The following is a 19,399-nucleotide window of genomic DNA, read 5'->3' as shown; positions in this document are numbered from 1 at the left end:
GTTGCGGTGACCCGGGTTCCGGTCGCCGGGGTGGGGGCGGAGGGGTGGGGGCGGCGGCTTAGCCTGGGGGGGTGGGTGCGCTGCCGGGTCTCGTCGTGTGGGACGTGCCGCTGCGCACCCGGTTCCGCGGGCTGACGCGCCGCGACGGCGTGCTCGTGCGCGGCGACGCCGGGTGGGGCGAGTTCAGCCCCTTCTGGGACTACGACGACGCGACAGCGGCGCGCTGGTGGCGCGCGGCGCGCGAGGCCGCCGACGAGGGCTGGCCCCCCGCCGTGCGCACGCACGTGCCCGTCAACGTGACCGTCCCGGCCGTCGACCCCGAGCACGCGCACCGCATCGTCACGGGCTCCGGTGGCTGCCGCACCGCCAAGGTCAAGGTCGCGGAGCCCGGGCAGCCCGCGGGCGCCGACGAGGCCCGGCTCGAGGCGGTGCGCGACGCCCTCGGCCCCGACGGCGCGATCCGGGTGGACGCGAACGCCGCCTGGGACGTCGACACCGCGGCGACGCGCCTGGACGCCCTCGACCACGCCGCGGGCGGGCTCGAGTACGCCGAGCAGCCCGTGCCGGGCGTCGAGGCGCTCGCCGCGCTGCGCCGCCGCACGCGCGTGCCGATCGCCGCCGACGAGGCGATCCGCCTCGGCGACGACCCGCTCGCGGTCGTGCGGCAGCACGCCGCCGACGTCGTCGTGCTCAAGGTGCAGCCGCTCGGCGGCGTGCGCGCGTGCCTGCGGCTCGCCGAGCAGGTCGGGCTGCCGGTGGTGGTGTCGTCCGCGCTCGAGTCGTCCGTCGGGCTCGCCGCCGGGCTCGCGCTGGCCGCCGCCCTGCCCGAGCTGCCGTACGCGTGCGGCCTGGCCACGGCGGCGCTGCTCGCGCAGGACCTCGTGGCCGACCCCCTGCTGCCGCGCGACGGCCGGATCGAGGTGCGGCGGCCGCTGCCGACGGCGGACCTGCTGGCGGCCGCGGCAGCCGAGCCGGCGCTCGCCGCACGCTGGGGCGCGCGCCTCGCCGCCGTGCGCGCTCGGGCATGATGGCGCTCGGGCATGATGGCGACGTGACCCCCGTCCCCGAGGACCCGCCTGCGCCGCGCCGCCGCCGGCGCACCTCCGGGCCCCTCGCGCCGGCCGGCGCGTCCGGCGAGCCGGTGCCGGCCGTCGCCGCGGCTCGGGTCCTCGTGCAGGCGCTCGCGTCGCTCGGGGTGCGCGACGTCGTGCTCGCGCCCGGCTCGCGCAGCGCCCCGCTGGCGTACGCGTTCGCCGACGCGGCCCGCCCCGACGACGAGCGTCCCGCCGGCGCCCCCGCGCTGCGCCTGCACGTCCGCGTCGACGAGCGCGACGCCGGGTTCCTCGCCCTCGGGCTGGCGAAGGCGTCCGCGCACGCGGGCGCGCGCGGCCCCGGCCCTGCCCGGCCGGTCGCCGTCGTGACGACGTCGGGGACGGCGGTCGCGAACCTGCACCCGGCGGTCCTCGAGGCGCACCACGCGGGCCTGCCCCTCGTGCTCCTCACGGCCGACCGCCCGCACGAGCTGCGCGGCACGGGCGCCAACCAGACGACGGAGCAGGCCCAGCTGTTCACGTCCTCGGTCCGCCTCGCGGTCGACGTGCCCGCCCCCACGGGGCGGACCGGTGAGGACCGCGACCTGCGCCGCACGGTCTCGCGTGCGCTCGCCGCCGCGACCGGCGCCCGCACGGGCGACCCCGGCCCGGTGCACCTCAACCTCGCGTTCCGTGAGCCGCTCGTGCCGGGCGACGAGCCCTGGCCCGCGCCGTCGGTCGCGGGGCTCACGCACGTCGCCGGTCGCGCCCAGCCCGCCGAGCCGGCGGCGGCCCTCACGGACGCCCAGCCGCTCGTGGTCGAGGCGACCGACGACCTCGCCGACGACCGCGCGCGCCCCTCGCGGCGGGCGCGCGGCGCCGTCCCGACCGTCGTCGTGGCGGGCGACGGCGCCGGTCCCGGCGCGGCGCGGCTCGCCGAGGCCAACGGCTGGCCGCTGCTCGCGGAGCCGTCGTCGGGGGCGCGGCAGGGACCCAGCGCCGTCGCGGCCTACCGGCTGCTGCTCGCCGACGACCGCCTCGGCGGCCGGGTCGGGCGCGTCGTCGTGCTGGGGCGCCCGACGCTCACGCGGCCCGTGCAGCAGCTGCTGGCCCGCCCGGACGTCGAGGTGCTCGTCGTCGCGCCGCGCGGCACGGACTGGCCCGACGCGGCGCGCAACGCGTCCCAGGTGCTGCTCGAGGTGCCGCCGCGCATGCGGCAGGGACGCGTCGGCGCGCCCGCGGGCTGGCTCGACGCGTGGCGCACCGCGGACGCGGCCGCGCAGGACGTCCTGGCGGGGCTGCTCGACACGCCGGAGGACGCGCGCCGGTCCCGCAGCGGCCCCCGGGTCAGCGGCTGGGCGCTCGCGCGCGCCGTGGCACGGGCGAGCGCACCGGACGACGTGCTCGTCGTGGGGTCGTCGAACCCGGTGCGGGACCTCGACCTCGTCGCGCGCTGGGACCTCGCGCCCCTCGTGCTCGCCAACCGCGGGCTGGCCGGGATCGACGGCACGATCGCCACGGCCACCGGAGTCGCGCTCGCCCTGCCGCACCGCCGGGTGCGCGCCTACCTGGGCGACCTGACGTTCCTGCACGACGTCGGAGGGCTGCTGCGTGGGCCCGCGGAGCCGACCGTGGACCTGCAGATCGTGGTCGCGAACGACGACGGCGGCTCGGTGTTCACGACGCTCGAGCCCGGTGAGCCGGACCGGGCCGACGTGTTCGAGCGGGTGTTCGCGACGCCGCACGGCGTGGACGTCGCGGCGCTGTGCGCGGGGTACGGGGTGCGGCACACGCGCGTCGTGGACACCGAGGGGCTGCTGCCCGCCCTCGCGGCGCCGGGCACCGGGACGAGCGTCGTCGAGGTGCGGGTGGACCGCACGCACCGACGGTCGCTCGTCGAGCGCCTCCAGGCCGAGGTCGCCGCCGCCGTCGACAAGGCCCTGTCGCCGCTGGCCTGACCTCGGTCGCGCGGGGTCGTCCGCGGGATCTCACAGCAAACGTCCAGGTGGCAGCGAGCGCGATCCCAGGACCCGGGTGTCTCATGGAGTCCGACAAGGAGGCACCCATGACCACCACACCTCAGCCGCAACCGGGCAGCCACCCGCAGGACCACCCGACCCAGCCGCTGCCGGCGCACGACGCGACGCAGCCGCTCGCGGTCCAGCCGCCTCCGGCACCCGCCGACGACCCCGCCGCCCGGCTGACGCCCGCGCAGCACTGGGCGCGGTACGAGGCCGCACAGCGCGCCGCCCGGCGGCCCGTGACCGTGGGCGGTGGCGCACCCGCCACCGACCACCCCGCCACCGACCACCCGGTCGTCGACCACCCCGCCACCGACCACCCTGTCGCCGGCGCGCCCGGGACAGACCCTGGTCGCCGGGCACGGCGGCCGCACCCGGCCAGGTGCCCCCGGGCGCCGTACCACCGCCCACCGACCCGTGGGCCGCACCCGCCGACCCCGCACCGCGGCGCCGGTCGCGCGCCTGGGTGTGGATCGCGTCGGCCGCGGCCGTCGGCCTCCTGGTCGGCGGTGGCTCCGTCGCGAGCCTCGGCGGCCTCGACGTCCTGGCCGGGGCGAGCGACCCGGTGCGCTCCGCGTCGCTCGCCGACGTCGGCCGCACGGAGACCGACCAGGTCCCCGTGTCCGGCTCGAGCACCGAGAACCCCAACTGGCAGGCCGTCGCGTCCGCCGTGCAGGCGTCCGTCGTCGCGATCGACGTGCAGACGCAGTCGGGCGGCGGTCAGGGCTCCGGCGTCATCATCGACGACGACGGTCACGTCGTGACCAACAACCACGTCGTCGCCGGCGCCCAGGGCAACGTCCAGGTCACGCTGACCGACGGCCGCATGCTCGAGGCCGAGGTCGTGGGCACCGACGCGAGCACGGACCTCGCGGTCCTGCAGGTCGTCGACGCCCCCGACGACCTCCAGGCGGCTGCGTTCGGGGACTCCGACGACGTCACGGTCGGCGACCCGGTCATGGCGGTCGGCAACCCGCTGGGTCTGGCCAACACGGTGACCACGGGCATCGTCTCGGCCCTGAACCGCCCCGTCTCGACGCAGGAGGTCGGCGGCGAGGCCGCCGTGACGAACGCGGTCCAGATCGACGCCGCGATCAACCCCGGCAACTCCGGCGGTCCGCTGTTCGACGCGACGGGCCGGGTCATCGGCATCACGTCGTCGATCGCGACGCTCAGCCAGCAGTCAGGGTCGATCGGCCTCGGGTTCGCGATCCCGGTGGACCTGGCCCGGAACATCGCGGCGCAGCTCATCGAGGACGGGCAGGCGGAGCACGCGTTCCTCGGCGTCACGCTGTCCGACGGCACGGCGACCGCCGACGGCGTCACGCGCCGCGGCGCGGTCGTGGAGTCGGTCAGCGAGGGCTCGCCGGCCGCCGAGGCCGCCGTGCAGGACGGTGACGTCATCGTCGCGATCGGGGACGACCCGGTCGGCGGTGCCGAGTCGCTCACGGCGTTCGTCCGCTCGCTGACGTCCGGCGACGACGTCACGCTCACCGTCGTCCGCGACGGCCGCGCCGTCGAGCTCGACGTCACGCTCGCGACGCGCCCCGACGACTTCGGTCAGTCGCAGCCGGGTCAGGGCGACGAGGGTCAGGGCGAGCAGGCCCCGGACGACCAGGGCGAGGGCGAGGGCGAGCAGCCTGCGCCGGACCCGGGTGACGAGGGCACCATGCCCGGTGGCATGACTCCCGAGCAGTTCTGGGAGTGGCTGCAGGAGCAGCAGCAGCAGGAGGGCCAGGGCTGAGTCCCGGTCGGTCCCCGGCCACCGCGCCGGGGACCGACCGTCGTCCGACCTGGCAACAGAGACCGGGGCAGGCCCGCAGGGGTCGTGCCCGTGCGTGCGCCCGCAGGGGCCGGCACGCACCGCTGGGCCCGCCGTGGGCATCCCCTCTCGCGGCGGGCCCTCGTGCGTCCCACCCCCGGCGAGAGGTCGATCCAGCCCTGCGGGGCGGCGGCTCAGGACAGGGCGTGGCGCATGGGGACGAGCTTGGCGCGGGACTCGGCGAGCTCGGCGGCCGGGTCGGACGCGGCGACGACGCCGCACCCGGCGAACAGCCGCAGCCGGCGCGGGTCGTCCCGGTCCACCTCGGCGGAGCGCAGCGCGATGCCCCACTCGCCGTCGCCGTCGGCGCCGAACCAGCCGACGGGACCGGCGTAGCGGCCGCGGTCCATGCCCTCGATGCGGGTGATGAGGGCGCGTGCCGCCTGCGTCGGCGTGCCGCACACGGCGGCCGAGGGGTGCAGCGCGGCGGCGAGCGCGAGCGACGAGGGGTGCGCGTCGTCGCCGCGGGGGGCGCTCAGCACGCCGGTGACGTCGGACGCGAGGTGGAGCACGTTCGGCAGGGACAGCACAGAACGGCACGTCGGGGACGTTCGACGACGAGCAGAAGGGGGCGAGCGCGCGCGCGACGGACGAGACCGCGTACTCGTGCTCCTCGAGGTCCTTGGAGGAGTGCGCGAGGATCGCGGCGCGGCCCATGTCCGCGTCGTCGTCGCCCGTGCGCCGGATCGTGCCCGCGAGCACGCGCGACGTGACGAGGCCGCGCTCGGAGCGCACCAGCAGCTCGGGCGTGGCACCGATCATGCCGTCGACGCTGAACGTCCAGCACGACCGGTACCGGTCCGCGAGGCGCTGCAGCGCCCACCGGACGTCGAGCGGGTGCTCGGTGCGGGCGTGCACGTCGCGTGCGAGGACGACCTTCTCCACCTCGCCCTCACGGATCGCGCAGACCCCGCGGGCGACGACCTCGAGCCACGCCTCGGCGTCGACGGCGCCGTCGGTGTACGTCACCTCGCCGGGCGGGTGGGCGGGGGTGCGCGCGGGCACGACGTCGCGCAGCCGCGGCGCGGGGCCGAGCTCGCCGACCGTGCTCACGGTGGTGAGCCACGTGCGCCCGTCGCGGCGTCCGACGACGACGCGCGGCACGACGATCACGCCGCCCGCGGCGGAGTCGTCGTCGAACGCGAAGGAGCCGAACGCGACGGGCCCGCTGCCGGGCAGCTGCACCTCGTCGCGGACGATCGCGTGCGCGAGCACCTCCCGCCACGCGCGCTCGGCGGCGGCGAACCGGTCGGCGCCGTGCACCTCGACGCGCACGGCCTCGCCCCACGCGACGAGCCCGTCACCGCGCCGCACCCAGGCGAGGGGTGCGTCGGGTCCGAGCAGGTCGAGCAGGTCGGCCGGGTCGGGGGACCCGCCGGTGGGCAGGTCGGCGCACTCGACCGTGCGCACCACGAGGGGCCGGGGGATGCCCCCGGTCGCGGGGGCGCTGGGCGACGTGCTCATCGCCGTCCAGGGTAGGTCCTCACGACGTCCCGCCCCCTGTCGTGGGGGTGCGACGTCCGTCTCACCCGGGCTTGCGCGCCACCACGAGGTCGCGCTCGATCGCGTGGTCGACGCGGTGCGCGAGGTCCAGCAGCGGCGCGTCGTCGAGCGGCTCGAGCCCCGCGTCGGTGAGCATCGCGAGCAGGTCCGCGCGCGGCAGGACCTTGGTGTTCCAGGACAGGCCCATGGCGCCGCCGCGGCGCAGCAGGCCCGCCCACACCGGGATCGCGTCCGTCAGCAGAGCCTGCGGCGACCGGGACGGGGTGCGCGGGCCGGTCACGGACCCGTGCTGGATGCCGTACGGCGCGTCGGCGACGACGAGGTCGAAGGACCCGGCCCGGTACATCCGGTCGGCGTCGAGCGTGTCGCCCTGCGTGATCTCGAGCGTCTGCACGTCGCCGGCGCGGTAGAGCTCCTTGGTCGGGGCGAGCTCGAACGTCGTGCGTCGGCCCAGGTTCTTGCCGGCCACGCGCACGCGCGTGCTGCGCGACCGGTGCTTGAGGCGCTTGTCCTGCAGCCAGCGGTCCGCGAACGCGGTGTACGCCTCGACGTCGCGCCGGTCCGTGTCGACGCCGTACGCGTCCCAGCCGTACATCAGGGCCTGGTTCAGCGTGGTGCCGCGCCCGCACACGGGGTCGAGCACCCGCACGCGGGAGTGCAGGAAGTCCTGGACGGGCAGCGCCGGCCGCCGTGAGGTTGAGCAGCAGGCGCGTGAGCTGCTCGTTGGTCTTGCCGATGTACTTGAGGATCGTCAGCAGGTCGTCGTCATAGCGGTCGAGGCGGGCCAGCTCCAGCGGGCGAAGCGTGCCGTCGTCGTTCAGCTCGAACAGGGCGAACAGCGAGGACAGGTTGGCCAGCACGGCCAGGTCGTCCGCGGTCAGGGCCGGCGTCGGCAGGACGAGGTACGGGACCCCGCCCATCGTGCGCTCCTCGGGCTCGCCCGCCGCGGCCAGGCGGCCGTCGAGGAGCAGCCCGTCGAGGGCGAGGAGCTCGTTGCGCGTGAGGCGCGCAGCGTGCTGCGAGTACACCCGGTTCGCCGAGGGCTGGACGAGGATCGCGTACTGCGGCATGGGTGGACGGGCCCCCGAGGTCGGTGCGACGACGACGCCCACCGGCGCCGTCCCGCCGCACGCTACCCGAGCCGGGTGCGCAGCCGACCACGCGGACCTGCGACGATGGGCGCATGCCACGCGCCGCCCTCGACAAGGACCCTCGCGACGTCGCCGCCATGTTCGACGCGGTCGCGCACCGGTACGACATCACCAACGACGTCATCTCCCTGGGCCAGGACCGTGCGTGGCGCAGGGCGACGCTCTCCGCCCTGGACGCCCAGCGCGGCGAGACGGTCCTGGACCTCGCGGCGGGCACCGGCACGTCGAGCGAGCCGCTCGCCGACGCGGGCGTGCACGTCGTGCCGTGCGACCTGTCGACCGGGATGCTGCGGGTCGGCCGCCGCCGGCGCCCCGACCTGCCGTTCGTCGCGGGCGACGCGCTGCACCTGCCGTTCGCCGACGCGTCGTTCGACGCGGTGACGATGTCGTTCGGCCTGCGCAACGTGTCCGACGTGGACGCGGCGCTGCGCGAGCTGCTGCGCGTGACCCGTCCGGGTGGACGCATGGTCGTGTGCGAGTTCTCCCGGCCGACGTTTGCGCCGTTCCGCACCGTCTACACGAACTACCTCATGCGTGCCCTGCCGCCGGTCGCCCGCGCGGTGTCGAAGGAGCCGGACGCGTACGTGTACCTCGCCGAGTCGATCCGCGAGTGGCCGGACCAGCGCGAGCTGGGCCTGCTGGTGCGTGGCGCGGGCTGGGACCAGGTCGCGTTCCGGAACCTCACGGGCGGGGTCGTCGCGCTGCACCGCGCCCGTCGACCCTGAGCCGTTCGCCCGCGTCCTGCGGCGCGGGTGTGCGGTGCGCGCGCCCGTCCTGCGGGCTGCGGCCGCGTGGTGGACGATGAGGGTCGGCCGCCCGCGAGGGCGGGAGCACGGGCGCGCCCGGGCGCTCCCGGTGCGTGTGACGCCTGTTCGGCGCCGCCGTGGGGGACCATGGTCCGGTCCTGCTGCTGAGGTAAGCCAACCCTTCGCAGACAGGTCCGGAGGCGCTGGATACACTCGCCGAAGCTGCACGTGAACATCGTCACAAGTGGGGTGACCAGGTGGACGGAACGACCGATGACGCCGACGTCATCGTCGTCGGCGCCGGTCCGACCGGGGCCTCGGCGGCCTACCACTGCGCCGCCGCGGGGCTCGACGTCCTCCTGCTGGAGAAGGCGACCTTCCCGCGCGACAAGATCTGCGGCGACGGCCTCACCCCGCGCGCGGTGGCCGAGCTCGTCCGCATGGGCGTCCCGATCCGCGAGCAGGACGGCTGGATCCGCAACGCCGGTCTGCGTGTCATCGGCGGCGGCCACCGCCTCGAGCTGCCATGGCCCGAGCTGTCGAGCTACCCCTCCTACGGGCTCGCGAAGTCGCGCGTGTCGTTCGACCAGACGCTGGCCGAGTACGCCCGCGCCGCGGGTGCCAAGCTGCTCGAGGGCACGTCCGTCACGGGACCGGTGCGTGACGAGCGCACGGGCCGGGTCGTCGGCGTCCGGGCACGGTCGGTCGACGCCGACGGCCGCCGCACGGGCGACGCCGGCGACGAGGCCACGTACCGCGCCCCCGTCGTCATCGCCGCCGACGGGGTGTCGGCACGCCTCGCGACCGCCGTCGGCCGCGCCAAGCGCGACGACCGCCCGATGGGCGTGGCGGTCCGCACCTACTTCCGCACCCCGCGGCACGACGACCCGTGGATGGAGTCGCACCTCGAGCTGTGGGACGGCGCCCCGGGCCGCTCGAACCTCATGCCCGGGTACGGCTGGATCTTCTCGCTCGGCGACGGGACCGCCAACGTCGGGCTCGGGTCGGTGAGCTCGACGGCCGCGGCGACCAAGGTCGACTACAAGGACCTGTTCGCCCGCTGGATGGCCAACGCGCCCGCCGAGTGGGAGTTCACCCCCGACAACCAGATGGGTCCCGTGCGCGGTGCGGCCCTCCCGATGGGCTTCAACCGCGGCCCGCTCTACGCGGACGGGCTGATGCTCGCGGGCGACGCCGCCGGCATGGTCAGCCCGTTCAACGGCGAGGGCATCGCGTACGGCCTGCAGGCGGGCCGGGTCGCGGCCGACGCCATCGCGCAGGGGCTGGCCCGCGGGTCGGCCGCGGGACGCGAGCGCGCCCTGGCGACGTACCAGCACCGCATGAAGGACGACCTCGGCGGGTACTACACGCTGGGGCGGATCTTCGTGGCGCTGATCGAGCACCCGCAGGTCATGCACCTGTGCACGCGGTACGGTCTGCCGCGGCCCCTGCTCATGAAGTTCGTGCTCAAGCTGCTGGCCGACTGCTACGAGCCGCGCGGGGGTGACGTGGTCGACCGCGTGATCGCCGCGCTCACCCGACTGGCGCCGGACGCATGAGCCGGCGCACGGGCAGCGACGGCACGGCAGCACCCCACGGCCGGACCCCCGGCACGACGTCCCCGACGAGGAGGACCGCTCGATGAGCAACCCGTACGTCCCGCTCCTGGTGATGATCGGGATCGCGGCGGTCCTCGCCCTGGGTGGGGTCGGCGCGAGCGCGATCCTCGGTCCCAAGCGGTACAACCGCGCCAAGCTCGACGCCTACGAGTGCGGCATCGAGCCGACGCCCCACGCCATCGGCGGCGGGCGCTTCCCGATCAAGTACTACCTGGTCGCCATGACCTTCATCATCTTCGACATCGAGGTCGTCTTCCTCTACCCGTGGGCGGTGAGCTTCGTGGAGCTCGCGACGTTCGGGCTGGTCGCGATGATGGTGTTCCTGCTGATCATCACCGTCCCGTTCGCGTACGAGTGGAAGCGCGGCGGCCTCGAGTGGGACTGACCATGCACGGGCCGGCCCTCGCCTGCCCGACACGTGCCACCACGCGCAGCCGACCGACCCCGAGGAGGGGCTGACATGGGTATCGAAGAAGCGCCCTCGGGCTTCCTGCTGACGACGGTCGAGGACCTCGTCGGCTACTTCCGCAAGGCCTCCCTGTGGCCCGTGACGTTCGGCCTGGCGTGCTGCGCGATCGAGATGATGGCGGCCGGGACGAGCCGGTACGACATCTCGCGCTTCGGCATGGAGGTCTTCCGCGCGTCGCCGCGCCAGTCGGACCTCATGATCGTCGCCGGGCGCGTCAGCCAGAAGATGGCGCCCGTGGTGCGGCAGGTCTACGACCAGATGGCCGAGCCCAAGTGGGTGCTGTCGATGGGCGTGTGCGCGTCGTCGGGCGGCATGTTCAACAACTACGCGATCGTGCAGGGCGTGGACCACATCGTGCCCGTCGACATCTACCTGCCCGGCTGCCCGCCGCGCCCGGAGATGCTGCTCCACGCGATCCTCGCGCTGCACCAGCAGATCCAGGACGAGCCGCTCGGCGTGAACCGCCGCGAGGCCGCGGCCCGCGCGCAGGAGGCGGCGATGGCCGCGACGCCGACGTCGCACATGACGGGGCTGCTGCGATGAGCGACGAGAAGACGCCCGAGGACGCGACGTCCCCGGTCGCCGACCGGCCGACCGAGGGCACGAAGCCCACGGCGGAGAAGGCCGACGCGTCCGCGGCCGCCAAGCCCGGCGGGCCGGCACCGGCCGGGACGCAGCGCACCACGGCTGCCGCGCTCGAGGCGGGCTCCCAGAACCTGCCCGCCGGACCCGACCCGACCGGCCCGCGCACGCCGCTGGACATCATCGACGTGCGCACCGGCATGTTCGGCGTGAGCGGCACGGGGGACACGTCGGGCTACGGCGGGCTCGTCGCGACGATCGCGCTGCCGGGGCCCAGCGAGCGCCCCTACGGCGGCTGGTTCGACGAGGTCGTCGACCTGCTGGCCGAGGTGCTCGACGAGTCGGGGACGGGCTACGCCGCGGCCGTGGAGTCGGTCGTCGTCGACCGCAACGAGCTGACGCTCAACATCGCGCGCGCACACCTCGTCGAGGTCGTGCAGGCGCTGCGCGACGACCCGGACCTGCGGTTCGAGCTGTCGCTCGGCGTGTCCGGCGTCCACTACCCGCACGAGGTCGGGCGCGAGCTGCACGCCGTCTACCAGATCGTGTCGGTGACGCACGGGCGCCGCCTGCGTCTCGAGGTCGCCGTCCCCGAGGGTGACCCGCACATCCCGTCCACGACCGGCGTGTACCCCGCCAACGACTGGCACGAGCGCGAGGCCTGGGACTTCTTCGGGATCGTCTTCGACGGTCACCCCAGCCTGGCGCGCATCCAGATGCCCGACGACTGGCCGGGCCACCCGCAGCGCAAGGACTACCCCCTCGGCGGGATCCCGGTCGAGTACAAGGGCGCGAGCATCCCGCCCCCGGACCAGCGGAGGTCGTACAGCTGATGACCGCCCCCACCTCGCGGACCCCCACGCGACCCGTCACGTGCCCCTGGACGAGACCGAGGGCGTGCCCTCGTTCGAGGCGTCCGGCGGCGACTGGTCCGACATCGCCGAGGAGGCCGCGCGCCTCGGCGAGGAGCGCATCGTCGTCAACATGGGTCCGCAGCACCCGTCGACGCACGGCGTCCTGCGGCTCATGCTCGAGATCGACGGCGAGACCGTCACCGAGGCGCGGGCCGGCATCGGCTACCTGCACACGGGCATCGAGAAGAACATGGAGTACCGCACCTGGACCCAGGGCGTGACGTTCTGCACCCGCATGGACTACGTCGCCCCGCTGTTCCAGGAGGCGGCCTACTGCCTCGCGATCGAGAAGCTGCTCGGCATCACCGACGACGTCCCCGAGCGCGCGTCGGTCATCCGCGTGCTGATGATGGAGCTCAACCGCATCTCGTCGCACCTGGTCTTCCTCGCCACGGGCGGCAACGAGCTCGGCGCGACGACGATCATGATCCTCGGGTTCACGGCGCGCGAGGAGATCCTCAAGATCTTCGAGATGATCTCCGGCCTGCGCATGAACCACGCGTACATCCGCCCCGGCGGCGTCGCGCAGGACGTGCCCCCGGGCGCGATCGACAGCGTCCGCGAGGCGCTGGTCAAGGTGCGCGGCTACTTCCGCCAGCTCGAGGACCTCATGCTGGCGAACCCGATCCTGCACGCGCGCATGAAGGACGTCGGCGTCCTGAGCCTGGCCGGCTGCATGGCCCTGGGCGTCACCGGGCCGCTGCTGCGCGCGACGGGCCTGCCGTACGACGTGCGCAAGACCGACCCGTACTGCGGGTACGAGACGTACGACTTCGACGTGCCGACCAACGACGCGGCGGACTCCTGGGCGCGGCTGCTGGTGCGCGTCGAGGAGTGCTACCAGTCGATGCGGATCGTCGAGCAGTGCCTCGAGCGGCTGGCGAAGCCGGGACCCGTCATGGTCGCGGACAAGAAGGTCGCGTGGCCTGCGCAGCTCGCCATCGGGACCGACGGCATGGGCAACTCCCTCGACCACATCCGGGAGATCATGGGCACCTCGATGGAGTCCCTGATCCACCACTTCAAGCTCGTCACCGAGGGCTTCCGCGTGCCGGCCGGGCAGGTGTTCCAGACCGTCGAGCACCCGCGCGGCGAGCTGGGCGTGCACCTCGTCTCCGACGGCGGCACCAAGCCGTACCGGGCGCACTTCCGTGACCCGTCGTTCAACAACCTGCAGGCCGTGTCGATGATGTGCGAGGGCGGGCAGGTGGCCGACGTCGTCGTCGCCGTCGCGTCGATCGACCCGGTGCTGGGAGGGGTGGACCGCTGATGTCCGTCGAGCACGCGGGCGCCCCGGCGCCCCACGACCACGGCCGCGCCCCGGGCGACCGCCACGCGACCGGCTACGACGACGCGACGCGCGCCCGGCTGACGGCCGACTCCCGCGAGATCATCGCCCGGTACCCGCAGGCCCGGTCCGCGCTGCTGCCGATGCTGCACCTGGTGCAGTCGCAGGACGGCTACGTCAGCCCGCGCGGCATCGCGTTCTGCGCCGCGACGCTGGGTCTGTCCACCGCTGAGGTGTCCGCGGTCGCGACGTTCTACACGCAGTACAAGCGCCACCCCAACGGCACCTACACCGTCGGCGTGTGCACGAACACGCTGTGCGCGGTCATGGGCGGGGACGCGATCTGGGAGGAGCTCAGCGAGCACCTCGGGATCGGGCACGACGAGACCACCGGCGACGGCGCGATCACGCTCGAGCGCATCGAGTGCAACGCGGCCTGCGACTACGCGCCCGTCGTGATGGTGAACTGGGAGTTCTTCGACAACCAGACGCCGGCCTCGGCCGTCGAGGTCGTCGACAAGCTGGTCGAGGGCGCGCCCGTCGCGCCGACCCGCGGGGCGGCGTCCGTCTGCACGTTCAAGGAGATGAGCCGCGTCCTGGCGGGCTTCCCCGACGGGCGCGTCGACGAGGGCGTCGGCGCGGGCGAGCCGACGGTGCGCGGCACCGTGCTGGCCCGCGAGCGGGGCTGGGCGGCGCCGTCCTACGACGCCGACGAGCGCACTGCCGCTCCCGTGGTCACCGACGGGGAGCCCGAGGTCGGCGCCGAGCAGTCCAGCGCGGACCGTCCGGTGACGACGCCCGCCGACACCTCGCCCGCCGGCGAGCAGCGCAAGCAGCAGTCCGACGACGCGAAGGAGTCGTGATGACGACCCTCACCCCCGTGCTGTCCGCACACTGGGACGCGGAGCGTTCGTGGAAGCTCGACCGCTACGTGGCCGACGGCGGCTACCGCGGTCTGCGCACCGCGCTGGGCATGGCGCCCGCCGACGTGGTGACCGCGGTGAAGGACTCCGGGCTGCGCGGCCGCGGCGGTGCCGGCTTCCCGACGGGCATGAAGTGGGGCTTCCTGCCGGCGCCCGACGGCGGCCCGCGGTACCTCGTCGTCAACGCGGACGAGTCCGAGCCGGGCACCTGCAAGGACATCCCGCTGATGATGGCGAGCCCGCAGGAGCTGCTCGAGGGCGTCATCATCACGTCGTACGCCATCGGCTGCCACCACGCGTTCATCTACGTCCGCGGCGAGGTCCTGCACGTCTACCGCCGCCTGCTCGAGGCCGTGCGGGAGGCCCGCGAGGCCGGCTACCTGGGCACGGACGTGCTGGGCTCGGGCTTCGACCTCGAGGTCACGGTGCACGCCGGGGCCGGCGCGTACATCTGCGGCGAGGAGACGGCGCTGCTCGACTCGCTCGAGGGCCTGCGCGGGCAGCCGCGCCTCAAGCCGCCGTTCCCCGCCGTCGCGGGCCTGTACGCGCGCCCGACCGTCGTCAACAACGTCGAGTCGATCGCGTCGGTGCCGGGCATCCTGGTCGGCGGCGCCGACTGGTTCACGTCGATGGGCACCGAGCGTTCCGCCGGGCACGGCCTGTTCTCGCTGTCGGGCCACGTCACGCGGCCCGGCCAGTACGAGGCCCCGCTGGGCATCACGCTGCGCGAGCTGCTCGACATGGCCGGGGGAGTCCGCGCCGGCCACGAGCTGAAGTTCTGGACGCCGGGCGGGTCCTCCACGCCGATCTTCACCGCGGAGCACCTCGACGTGCCGCTGGACTACGAGTCCGTCGGCGCGGCGGGCTCGATGCTCGGCACCCGCGCCCTGCAGATCTTCGACGAGACGACGTCCGTCGTGAAGGCCGTCTCCCGGTGGATGCAGTTCTACAAGCACGAGTCGTGCGGCAAGTGCACCCCGTGCCGCGAGGGCACGTTCTGGCTCGCGCAGATCCTCGCGCGGCTCGAGGCCGGGCAGGGCACGGACGCGGACATCGACCTGCTGCTCGACCTGTGCGACAACATCCTGGGACGCGCGTTCTGCGCGCTCGGCGACGGTGCGACGAGCCCCGTCACGAGCGCGATCCAGTACTTCCGGGAGGAGTTCGAGGCAGGCACGCACACGCCCGCCGACGTGCTGTTCCCGCCCGAGCGCAGCTCGCTCTTCGACTACACGCCGCGTGGCAGCACGCAGCTGGCGGGGGTGCACGCATGACGATCACGACCCCGAGGGCCACCGACGCGACGCCGCTGGTGCCGGGCGCACCGGCGCCCGTCGTGCCCGTGCCCGACGCGACCGTGACGTTCACCGTCGACGGCATCGAGACGACCGTGCCCAAGGGCACGCTGGTCATCCGCGCCGCCGAGGAGCTGGGGATCGCGATCCCGCGGTTCTGCGACCACCCGCTGCTCGCGCCCGCCGGCGCGTGCCGGCAGTGCCTCGTCGAGGTGTGGGCGCCGGGGCGCGACGGGAACGTCGCCAAGATGCCCAAGCCGCAGGCCTCCTGCACGCTCGAGGCCACGCCCGGCATGCAGGTCAAGACGCAGCACACGTCGCCCGAGGCCGACAAGGCCCAGCACGGCGTCATGGAGCTGCTGCTCATCAACCACCCGCTCGACTGCCCGGTCTGCGACAAGGGCGGCGAGTGCCCCCTGCAGAACCAGGCGATGAGCAACGGGCGGGCGGCGACGCGGTTCGTCGACGTCAAGCGCACGTTCCCCAAGCCGATCTCCGTCTCCACGCAGGTCCTGCTCGACCGTGAGCGGTGCGTGCTCTGCCAGCGCTGCACGCGGTTCTCCGAGGAGATCGCGGGCGACGTCTGGATCGACCTGCAGAAGCGCGGGGCGGCCCAGCAGATCGGCACGTTCGACACCCAGGTCCTCGGGTTCGCCGGCGACACGCCCGTGGGCGCGTCGACGCTCGACACCAGCGGCCGGCCGTTCGCGTCCTACTTCTCCGGCAACACCGTGCAGATCTGCCCGGTGGGTGCGCTCACGTCGGCCGCGTACCGCTTCCGCTCGCGGCCCTTCGACCTGGTGTCGGCGCCGTCGATCGCCGAGCACGACGCCAACGGCTCCGCGATCCGCGTCGACCACCGCCGCGGCGTCGTGCTGCGCCGGCTGGCGGGGGACGACCCCGCGGTCAACCAGGAGTGGATCACCGACAAGGACCGGTTCGCGTTCCACTGGCAGTCGGCACCCGACCGCGTGACGACGCCGCTGGTCCGGCGCACCCTGCCCGACGGCACGCGCGGCGAGCTCGAGCCCTGCTCGTGGACCGAGGCGCTGGACACGGCCGCCGACGGCCTGCGGGCCGCGGGCGCGGTCGGCGTGCTGCCGGGCGGTCGCCTCACGCTCGAGGACGCCTACGCGTACGCCAAGTTCGCGCGCGTCGCGCTGGGCACCAACGACGTCGACCACCGCGCCCGCCCGCACTCGGGCGAGGAGGAGGAGTTCCTCGGCCACCACGTCGCGGGCCGCACGCTGCAGGTGACGTTCGGCGACCTCGTCGCCGCGCCCGCCGTCCTGTGCGTCGCGTACGAGCCCGAGGAGGAGGGCGGCATCGTCTTCCTGCGCCTGCGCGCGTCGGTCGTCGCGGGGCGGACGCACGTGACGTCGGTCGCCGCGCTCGCGAGCCGCGGGCTCGAGCGGCTCGACGGCACGCTCCTGCCGGCCGCGCCCGGCACCGAGCCCGAGGTGCTCGACGCGATCACCGTGGGTGCGGACGGGGACCTCGGCGCGACCGCCACCGCGCTGAGCACCGCGGGCGCCGTCATCCTCGTCGGCGAGCGCGCCGCGACCGTGCCCGGCACGCTCACCGCGGTGCTGCGGCTCGCGACGCGCACGGGTGCGCGCCTCGCGTGGGTCCCGCGCCGTGCGGGCGAGCGCGGCGCGATCGAGGCGGGCACGCTGCCGTCGCTGCTGCCGGGAGGCCGGCCCGTCGCCGATGCGTCCGCACGCGTCGACCTCGCCGCCGCCTGGGGCGTCGACGAGCTGCCGGCCACGCCGGGACGCAGCGCGGACGAGATCCTCGCGGCCGCGGCCGACGGGCGCCTGGGCGCGCTCGTCGTCGGCGGTGTCGACCCGGCCGACCACGCCGACCCCGCCGGTGCGCGGGCCGCGCTCGACGCGGTGCCGTTCCTCGTGTCGCTCGAGGTGCGCCGCAGCGAGGTGACCGACCGCGCCGACGTCGTGCTGCCCGTCGCGCCGCCGGTCGAGAAGCCCGGCACGTTCGTCACGTGGGAGGGGCGTCCGCGCCCGTTCCCGCAGGCCCTGACGTCCACCCAGCTGCCCGACTTCCGGGTGCTCGACCGGCTCGCCGACGCCCTCGGCGTCGAGCTGGGCCTGCCCGGCCTCGCGGCCGTGCACGGCGAGCTGGACCAGCTGGGCGGGTGGGACGGCGCGCGCGTCGCGGCGCCCCGGACGCCCCGGCGGAGCCGCCGGCGGTGCCCGCGGGTCACGCGGTGCTCGCGACGTGGCACCAGCTGCTCGACGCGGGACGCCTGCAGGACGGCGAGCCGTACCTCGCGGGGACTGCGAAGCGCCCCGTCGTGCGCCTGTCGCCCGCCACCGCGCAGGCGGTCGGCGTGGCCGACGGCGACGAGGTGTCGGTCGGGACGGACCGCGGCGCGATCACCGCGCCCGTGCACCTCACGGAGATGGCCGACCACGTCGTCTGGCTCGCGACCAACGCGCGCGGCGGTGCCGTGCGCGACGTGCTCGGGGCGGTCGGCGGCAGCGTCGTCCGGCTCGAGCGGGTCGGCGAGGACGGCCCGGCGCGGCTGACGGCCCAGGCCGGCGCCACCGTGACCGGGAACGCCGCGGAGGCCGTCGCCGGCGTCCGCGTGGACGAGGAGGAGCGGGCATGAGCGGGCTGCCAGGGGTGCTGGCCGCGCTGCCGGCGGTGGTCGGCGACGGTGCCGTCGCCCCGGTCACGGCGGACTTCAGCCAGGACGTGTTCTGGGTGTGGCTGCTCAAGGCCGTCGCCCTCATCGTGTTCCTGCTGACGAGCGTGCTCATCGCGATCTGGTTCGAGCGGCGGGTCGTCGGGCGCATGCAGGTGCGTCCCGGCCCCAACGTGCACGGGCCGCTCGGTCTGCTGCAGTCGCTCGCCGACGCGATGAAGCTCCTCGTCAAGGAGGACGTCACCGTCAAGGCGGCCGACAAGCTCGTCTACATCCTCGCGCCGATGATCGCCGTGCTCTGCTCGCTGCTGGTGTACGCGGTCATCCCGTTCGGGCCCGAGGTCAACATCTTCGGCGTCATCACGCCGCTGCAGCTCACGGACTTCTCCGTCGCGGTCCTGTACATCCTGGCCTGCGCCTCGGTCGGCGTGTACGGCATCGTGCTGGGCGGCTGGTCGTCCAACTCGACCTACCCGCTGCTCGGCGGCGTGCGGTCGACGGCCCAGGTCATCTCGTACGAGCTCGCGATGGGCCTGTCCCTGGTCAGCGTGTTCATCATGGCCGGGTCGATGTCGACGTCCCAGATCGTCGACTCCCAGACGCAGGTGTGGTGGTTCCTGCCGCTGCTGCCGGCGTTCGTCATCTACGTCATCTCGATGGTCGGCGAGACCAACCGCCTGCCGTTCGACCTCCCCGAGGCCGAGGGCGAGCTCGTCGGCGGGTACACCACCGAGTACTCCTCGATGAAGTTCGCGTGGTTCTTCCTCGCCGAGTACATCAACATGCTCAACGTCTCGGCGGTCGCCACGACGCTGTTCTTCGGCGGGTGGCGTGCACCGTGGCCGATCTCCGCGATCAACGACGGCATGTTCAACACCGGCTGGTGGCCCGTCCTGTGGTTCGTCGCCAAGGTGTGGCTGTTCATGTTCCTGTTCGTGTGGATCCGCGGCTCGGTGCTGCGGTTCCGGTACGACCAGTTCATGAAGATCGGCTGGAAGGTGCTCATCCCGGCCGCCCTGGCCTGGGTCGTCGCGGTCACGTTCGTGCAGGCCGCGCGCCAGCTGTGGGACGTCGACCTGCGCACGCTGCTGTTCGTCCTCGCAGGGGTCGTCGTCGTGGGCCTGGTCGCCTCGTTCCTGGTGCCGGACAAGAAGGCGCCGCCGGAGGCCGAGCCGACGGGCCCGCAGGAGATCGACCCGTTCGAGCACGGCTACCCCGTGCCGCCCCTGCCGGGTCAGGTCCTTCCCCGTCGCCGCGCGCAGCGCCGTCTCGCGGCGTCCGACGCGTCCGACCCGTCCGCACCCGAGACCCCGCTGGAGGTGCGCGGTGGCTGAGCAGCGCAAGAAGAGGCCCGCGCCCGACGAGGC

General features: G+C 74.6%; 13 protein-coding genes and 2 pseudogenes. 13 read left to right on the top strand and 2 right to left on the bottom strand.

All coding sequences use genetic code 11. From position 1 onward, the window contains the following. Positions 1 to 71: 71 nt before the first annotated feature. The 3 genes from OKX07_RS14690 (at position 72) to OKX07_RS14680 (ending at position 4,796) form a co-directional block, all read left to right on the top strand. A complete protein-coding gene (locus OKX07_RS14690) occupies positions 72 to 1,028 on the top strand; it encodes an o-succinylbenzoate synthase (RefSeq protein WP_265628801.1) in 957 nt (318 codons plus the stop codon). A 23-nt stretch (positions 1,029 to 1,051) separates the two neighbouring features. Next, the gene (gene menD / locus OKX07_RS14685) at positions 1,052 to 2,989 is read left to right on the top strand and encodes a 2-succinyl-5-enolpyruvyl-6-hydroxy-3-cyclohexene-1-carboxylic-acid synthase (RefSeq protein WP_265628800.1); all 1,938 of its coding nucleotides are present in this window, start codon (positions 1,052 to 1,054) and stop codon (positions 2,987 to 2,989) included. Between the two features lie 445 nt (positions 2,990 to 3,434). Continuing rightward, on the top strand, positions 3,435 to 4,796 hold the full coding sequence (locus tag OKX07_RS14680; RefSeq protein ID WP_265628799.1) for a S1C family serine protease: 1,362 nt from the start codon (positions 3,435 to 3,437) through the stop codon (positions 4,794 to 4,796). Positions 4,797 to 5,008: 212 nt separating this feature from the next. On the opposite strand, the pseudogene OKX07_RS14675 reads toward OKX07_RS14680, so the two are convergent. Further along, positions 5,009 to 6,338 (bottom strand): annotated as a pseudogene (locus OKX07_RS14675) (isochorismate synthase). A gap of 61 nt (positions 6,339 to 6,399) precedes the next feature. After that, complete coding sequence (locus OKX07_RS14670) at positions 6,400 to 7,026, bottom strand: TRM11 family SAM-dependent methyltransferase (protein ID WP_265628798.1); 627 nt, start codon at positions 7,024 to 7,026, stop codon at positions 6,400 to 6,402. A gap of 534 nt (positions 7,027 to 7,560) precedes the next feature. On the opposite strand from OKX07_RS14670, the gene OKX07_RS14665 reads away from it, so the two are divergent. The 10 genes and pseudogenes from OKX07_RS14665 to nuoH all read left to right on the top strand — a co-directional run bounded on the left by OKX07_RS14665 (position 7,561) and on the right by nuoH (position 19,366). After that, the gene (locus OKX07_RS14665; protein WP_265628797.1) at positions 7,561 to 8,253 is read left to right on the top strand and encodes a demethylmenaquinone methyltransferase; all 693 of its coding nucleotides are present in this window, start codon (positions 7,561 to 7,563) and stop codon (positions 8,251 to 8,253) included. A 278-nt stretch (positions 8,254 to 8,531) separates the two neighbouring features. Beyond that, positions 8,532 to 9,833: a geranylgeranyl reductase family protein gene (locus OKX07_RS14660; RefSeq protein WP_265628796.1), complete on the top strand. Its 1,302-nt coding sequence runs from the start codon at positions 8,532 to 8,534 to the stop codon at positions 9,831 to 9,833. 82 nt (positions 9,834 to 9,915) lie between these two features. Continuing rightward, positions 9,916 to 10,278, top strand: coding sequence for an NADH-quinone oxidoreductase subunit A (locus OKX07_RS14655; protein ID WP_265628795.1), 363 nt, complete (start codon positions 9,916 to 9,918; stop codon positions 10,276 to 10,278). 75 nt (positions 10,279 to 10,353) lie between these two features. Then, complete coding sequence (locus OKX07_RS14650; protein WP_265628794.1) at positions 10,354 to 10,905, top strand: NuoB/complex I 20 kDa subunit family protein; 552 nt, start codon at positions 10,354 to 10,356, stop codon at positions 10,903 to 10,905. Beyond that, the gene (locus tag OKX07_RS14645; RefSeq protein ID WP_265628793.1) at positions 10,902 to 11,777 is read left to right on the top strand and encodes an NADH-quinone oxidoreductase subunit C; all 876 of its coding nucleotides are present in this window, start codon (positions 10,902 to 10,904) and stop codon (positions 11,775 to 11,777) included. Before OKX07_RS14650 ends, OKX07_RS14645 begins: the two co-directional genes overlap by 4 nt. Before the next feature lie 40 nt (positions 11,778 to 11,817). Continuing rightward, positions 11,818 to 13,128 carry an NADH-quinone oxidoreductase subunit D gene (locus OKX07_RS14640; protein ID WP_265628792.1) on the top strand — a complete coding sequence of 437 codons (1,311 nt, stop codon included), beginning with the start codon at positions 11,818 to 11,820 and terminating at the stop codon, positions 13,126 to 13,128. Further along, complete coding sequence (gene nuoE / locus OKX07_RS14635) at positions 13,128 to 14,009, top strand: NADH-quinone oxidoreductase subunit NuoE (protein WP_265628791.1); 882 nt, start codon at positions 13,128 to 13,130, stop codon at positions 14,007 to 14,009. The genes OKX07_RS14640 and nuoE overlap by 1 nt, the downstream gene beginning before the upstream one ends. Continuing rightward, on the top strand, positions 14,009 to 15,343 hold the full coding sequence (nuoF, locus tag OKX07_RS14630) for an NADH-quinone oxidoreductase subunit NuoF (protein WP_265628790.1): 1,335 nt from the start codon (positions 14,009 to 14,011) through the stop codon (positions 15,341 to 15,343). Before nuoE ends, nuoF begins: the two co-directional genes overlap by 1 nt. Continuing rightward, positions 15,340 to 17,996: pseudogene (locus OKX07_RS14625) on the top strand (NADH-quinone oxidoreductase subunit G). Before nuoF ends, OKX07_RS14625 begins: the two are co-directional and overlap by 4 nt. Next, the gene (nuoH, locus tag OKX07_RS14620; RefSeq protein WP_265628789.1) at positions 17,993 to 19,366 is read left to right on the top strand and encodes an NADH-quinone oxidoreductase subunit NuoH; all 1,374 of its coding nucleotides are present in this window, start codon (positions 17,993 to 17,995) and stop codon (positions 19,364 to 19,366) included. The pseudogene OKX07_RS14625 and the gene nuoH overlap by 4 nt, the downstream one beginning before the upstream one ends. Positions 19,367 to 19,399 lie beyond the last annotated feature (33 nt).

It is taken from the genome of Cellulomonas sp. S1-8, assembly GCF_026184235.1.
GTDB lineage: Bacteria > Actinomycetota > Actinomycetes > Actinomycetales > Cellulomonadaceae > Cellulomonas.
Note: the sequence above shows the minus strand (reverse complement) of the source record. Positions and strands in the feature narration are given on the sequence as shown.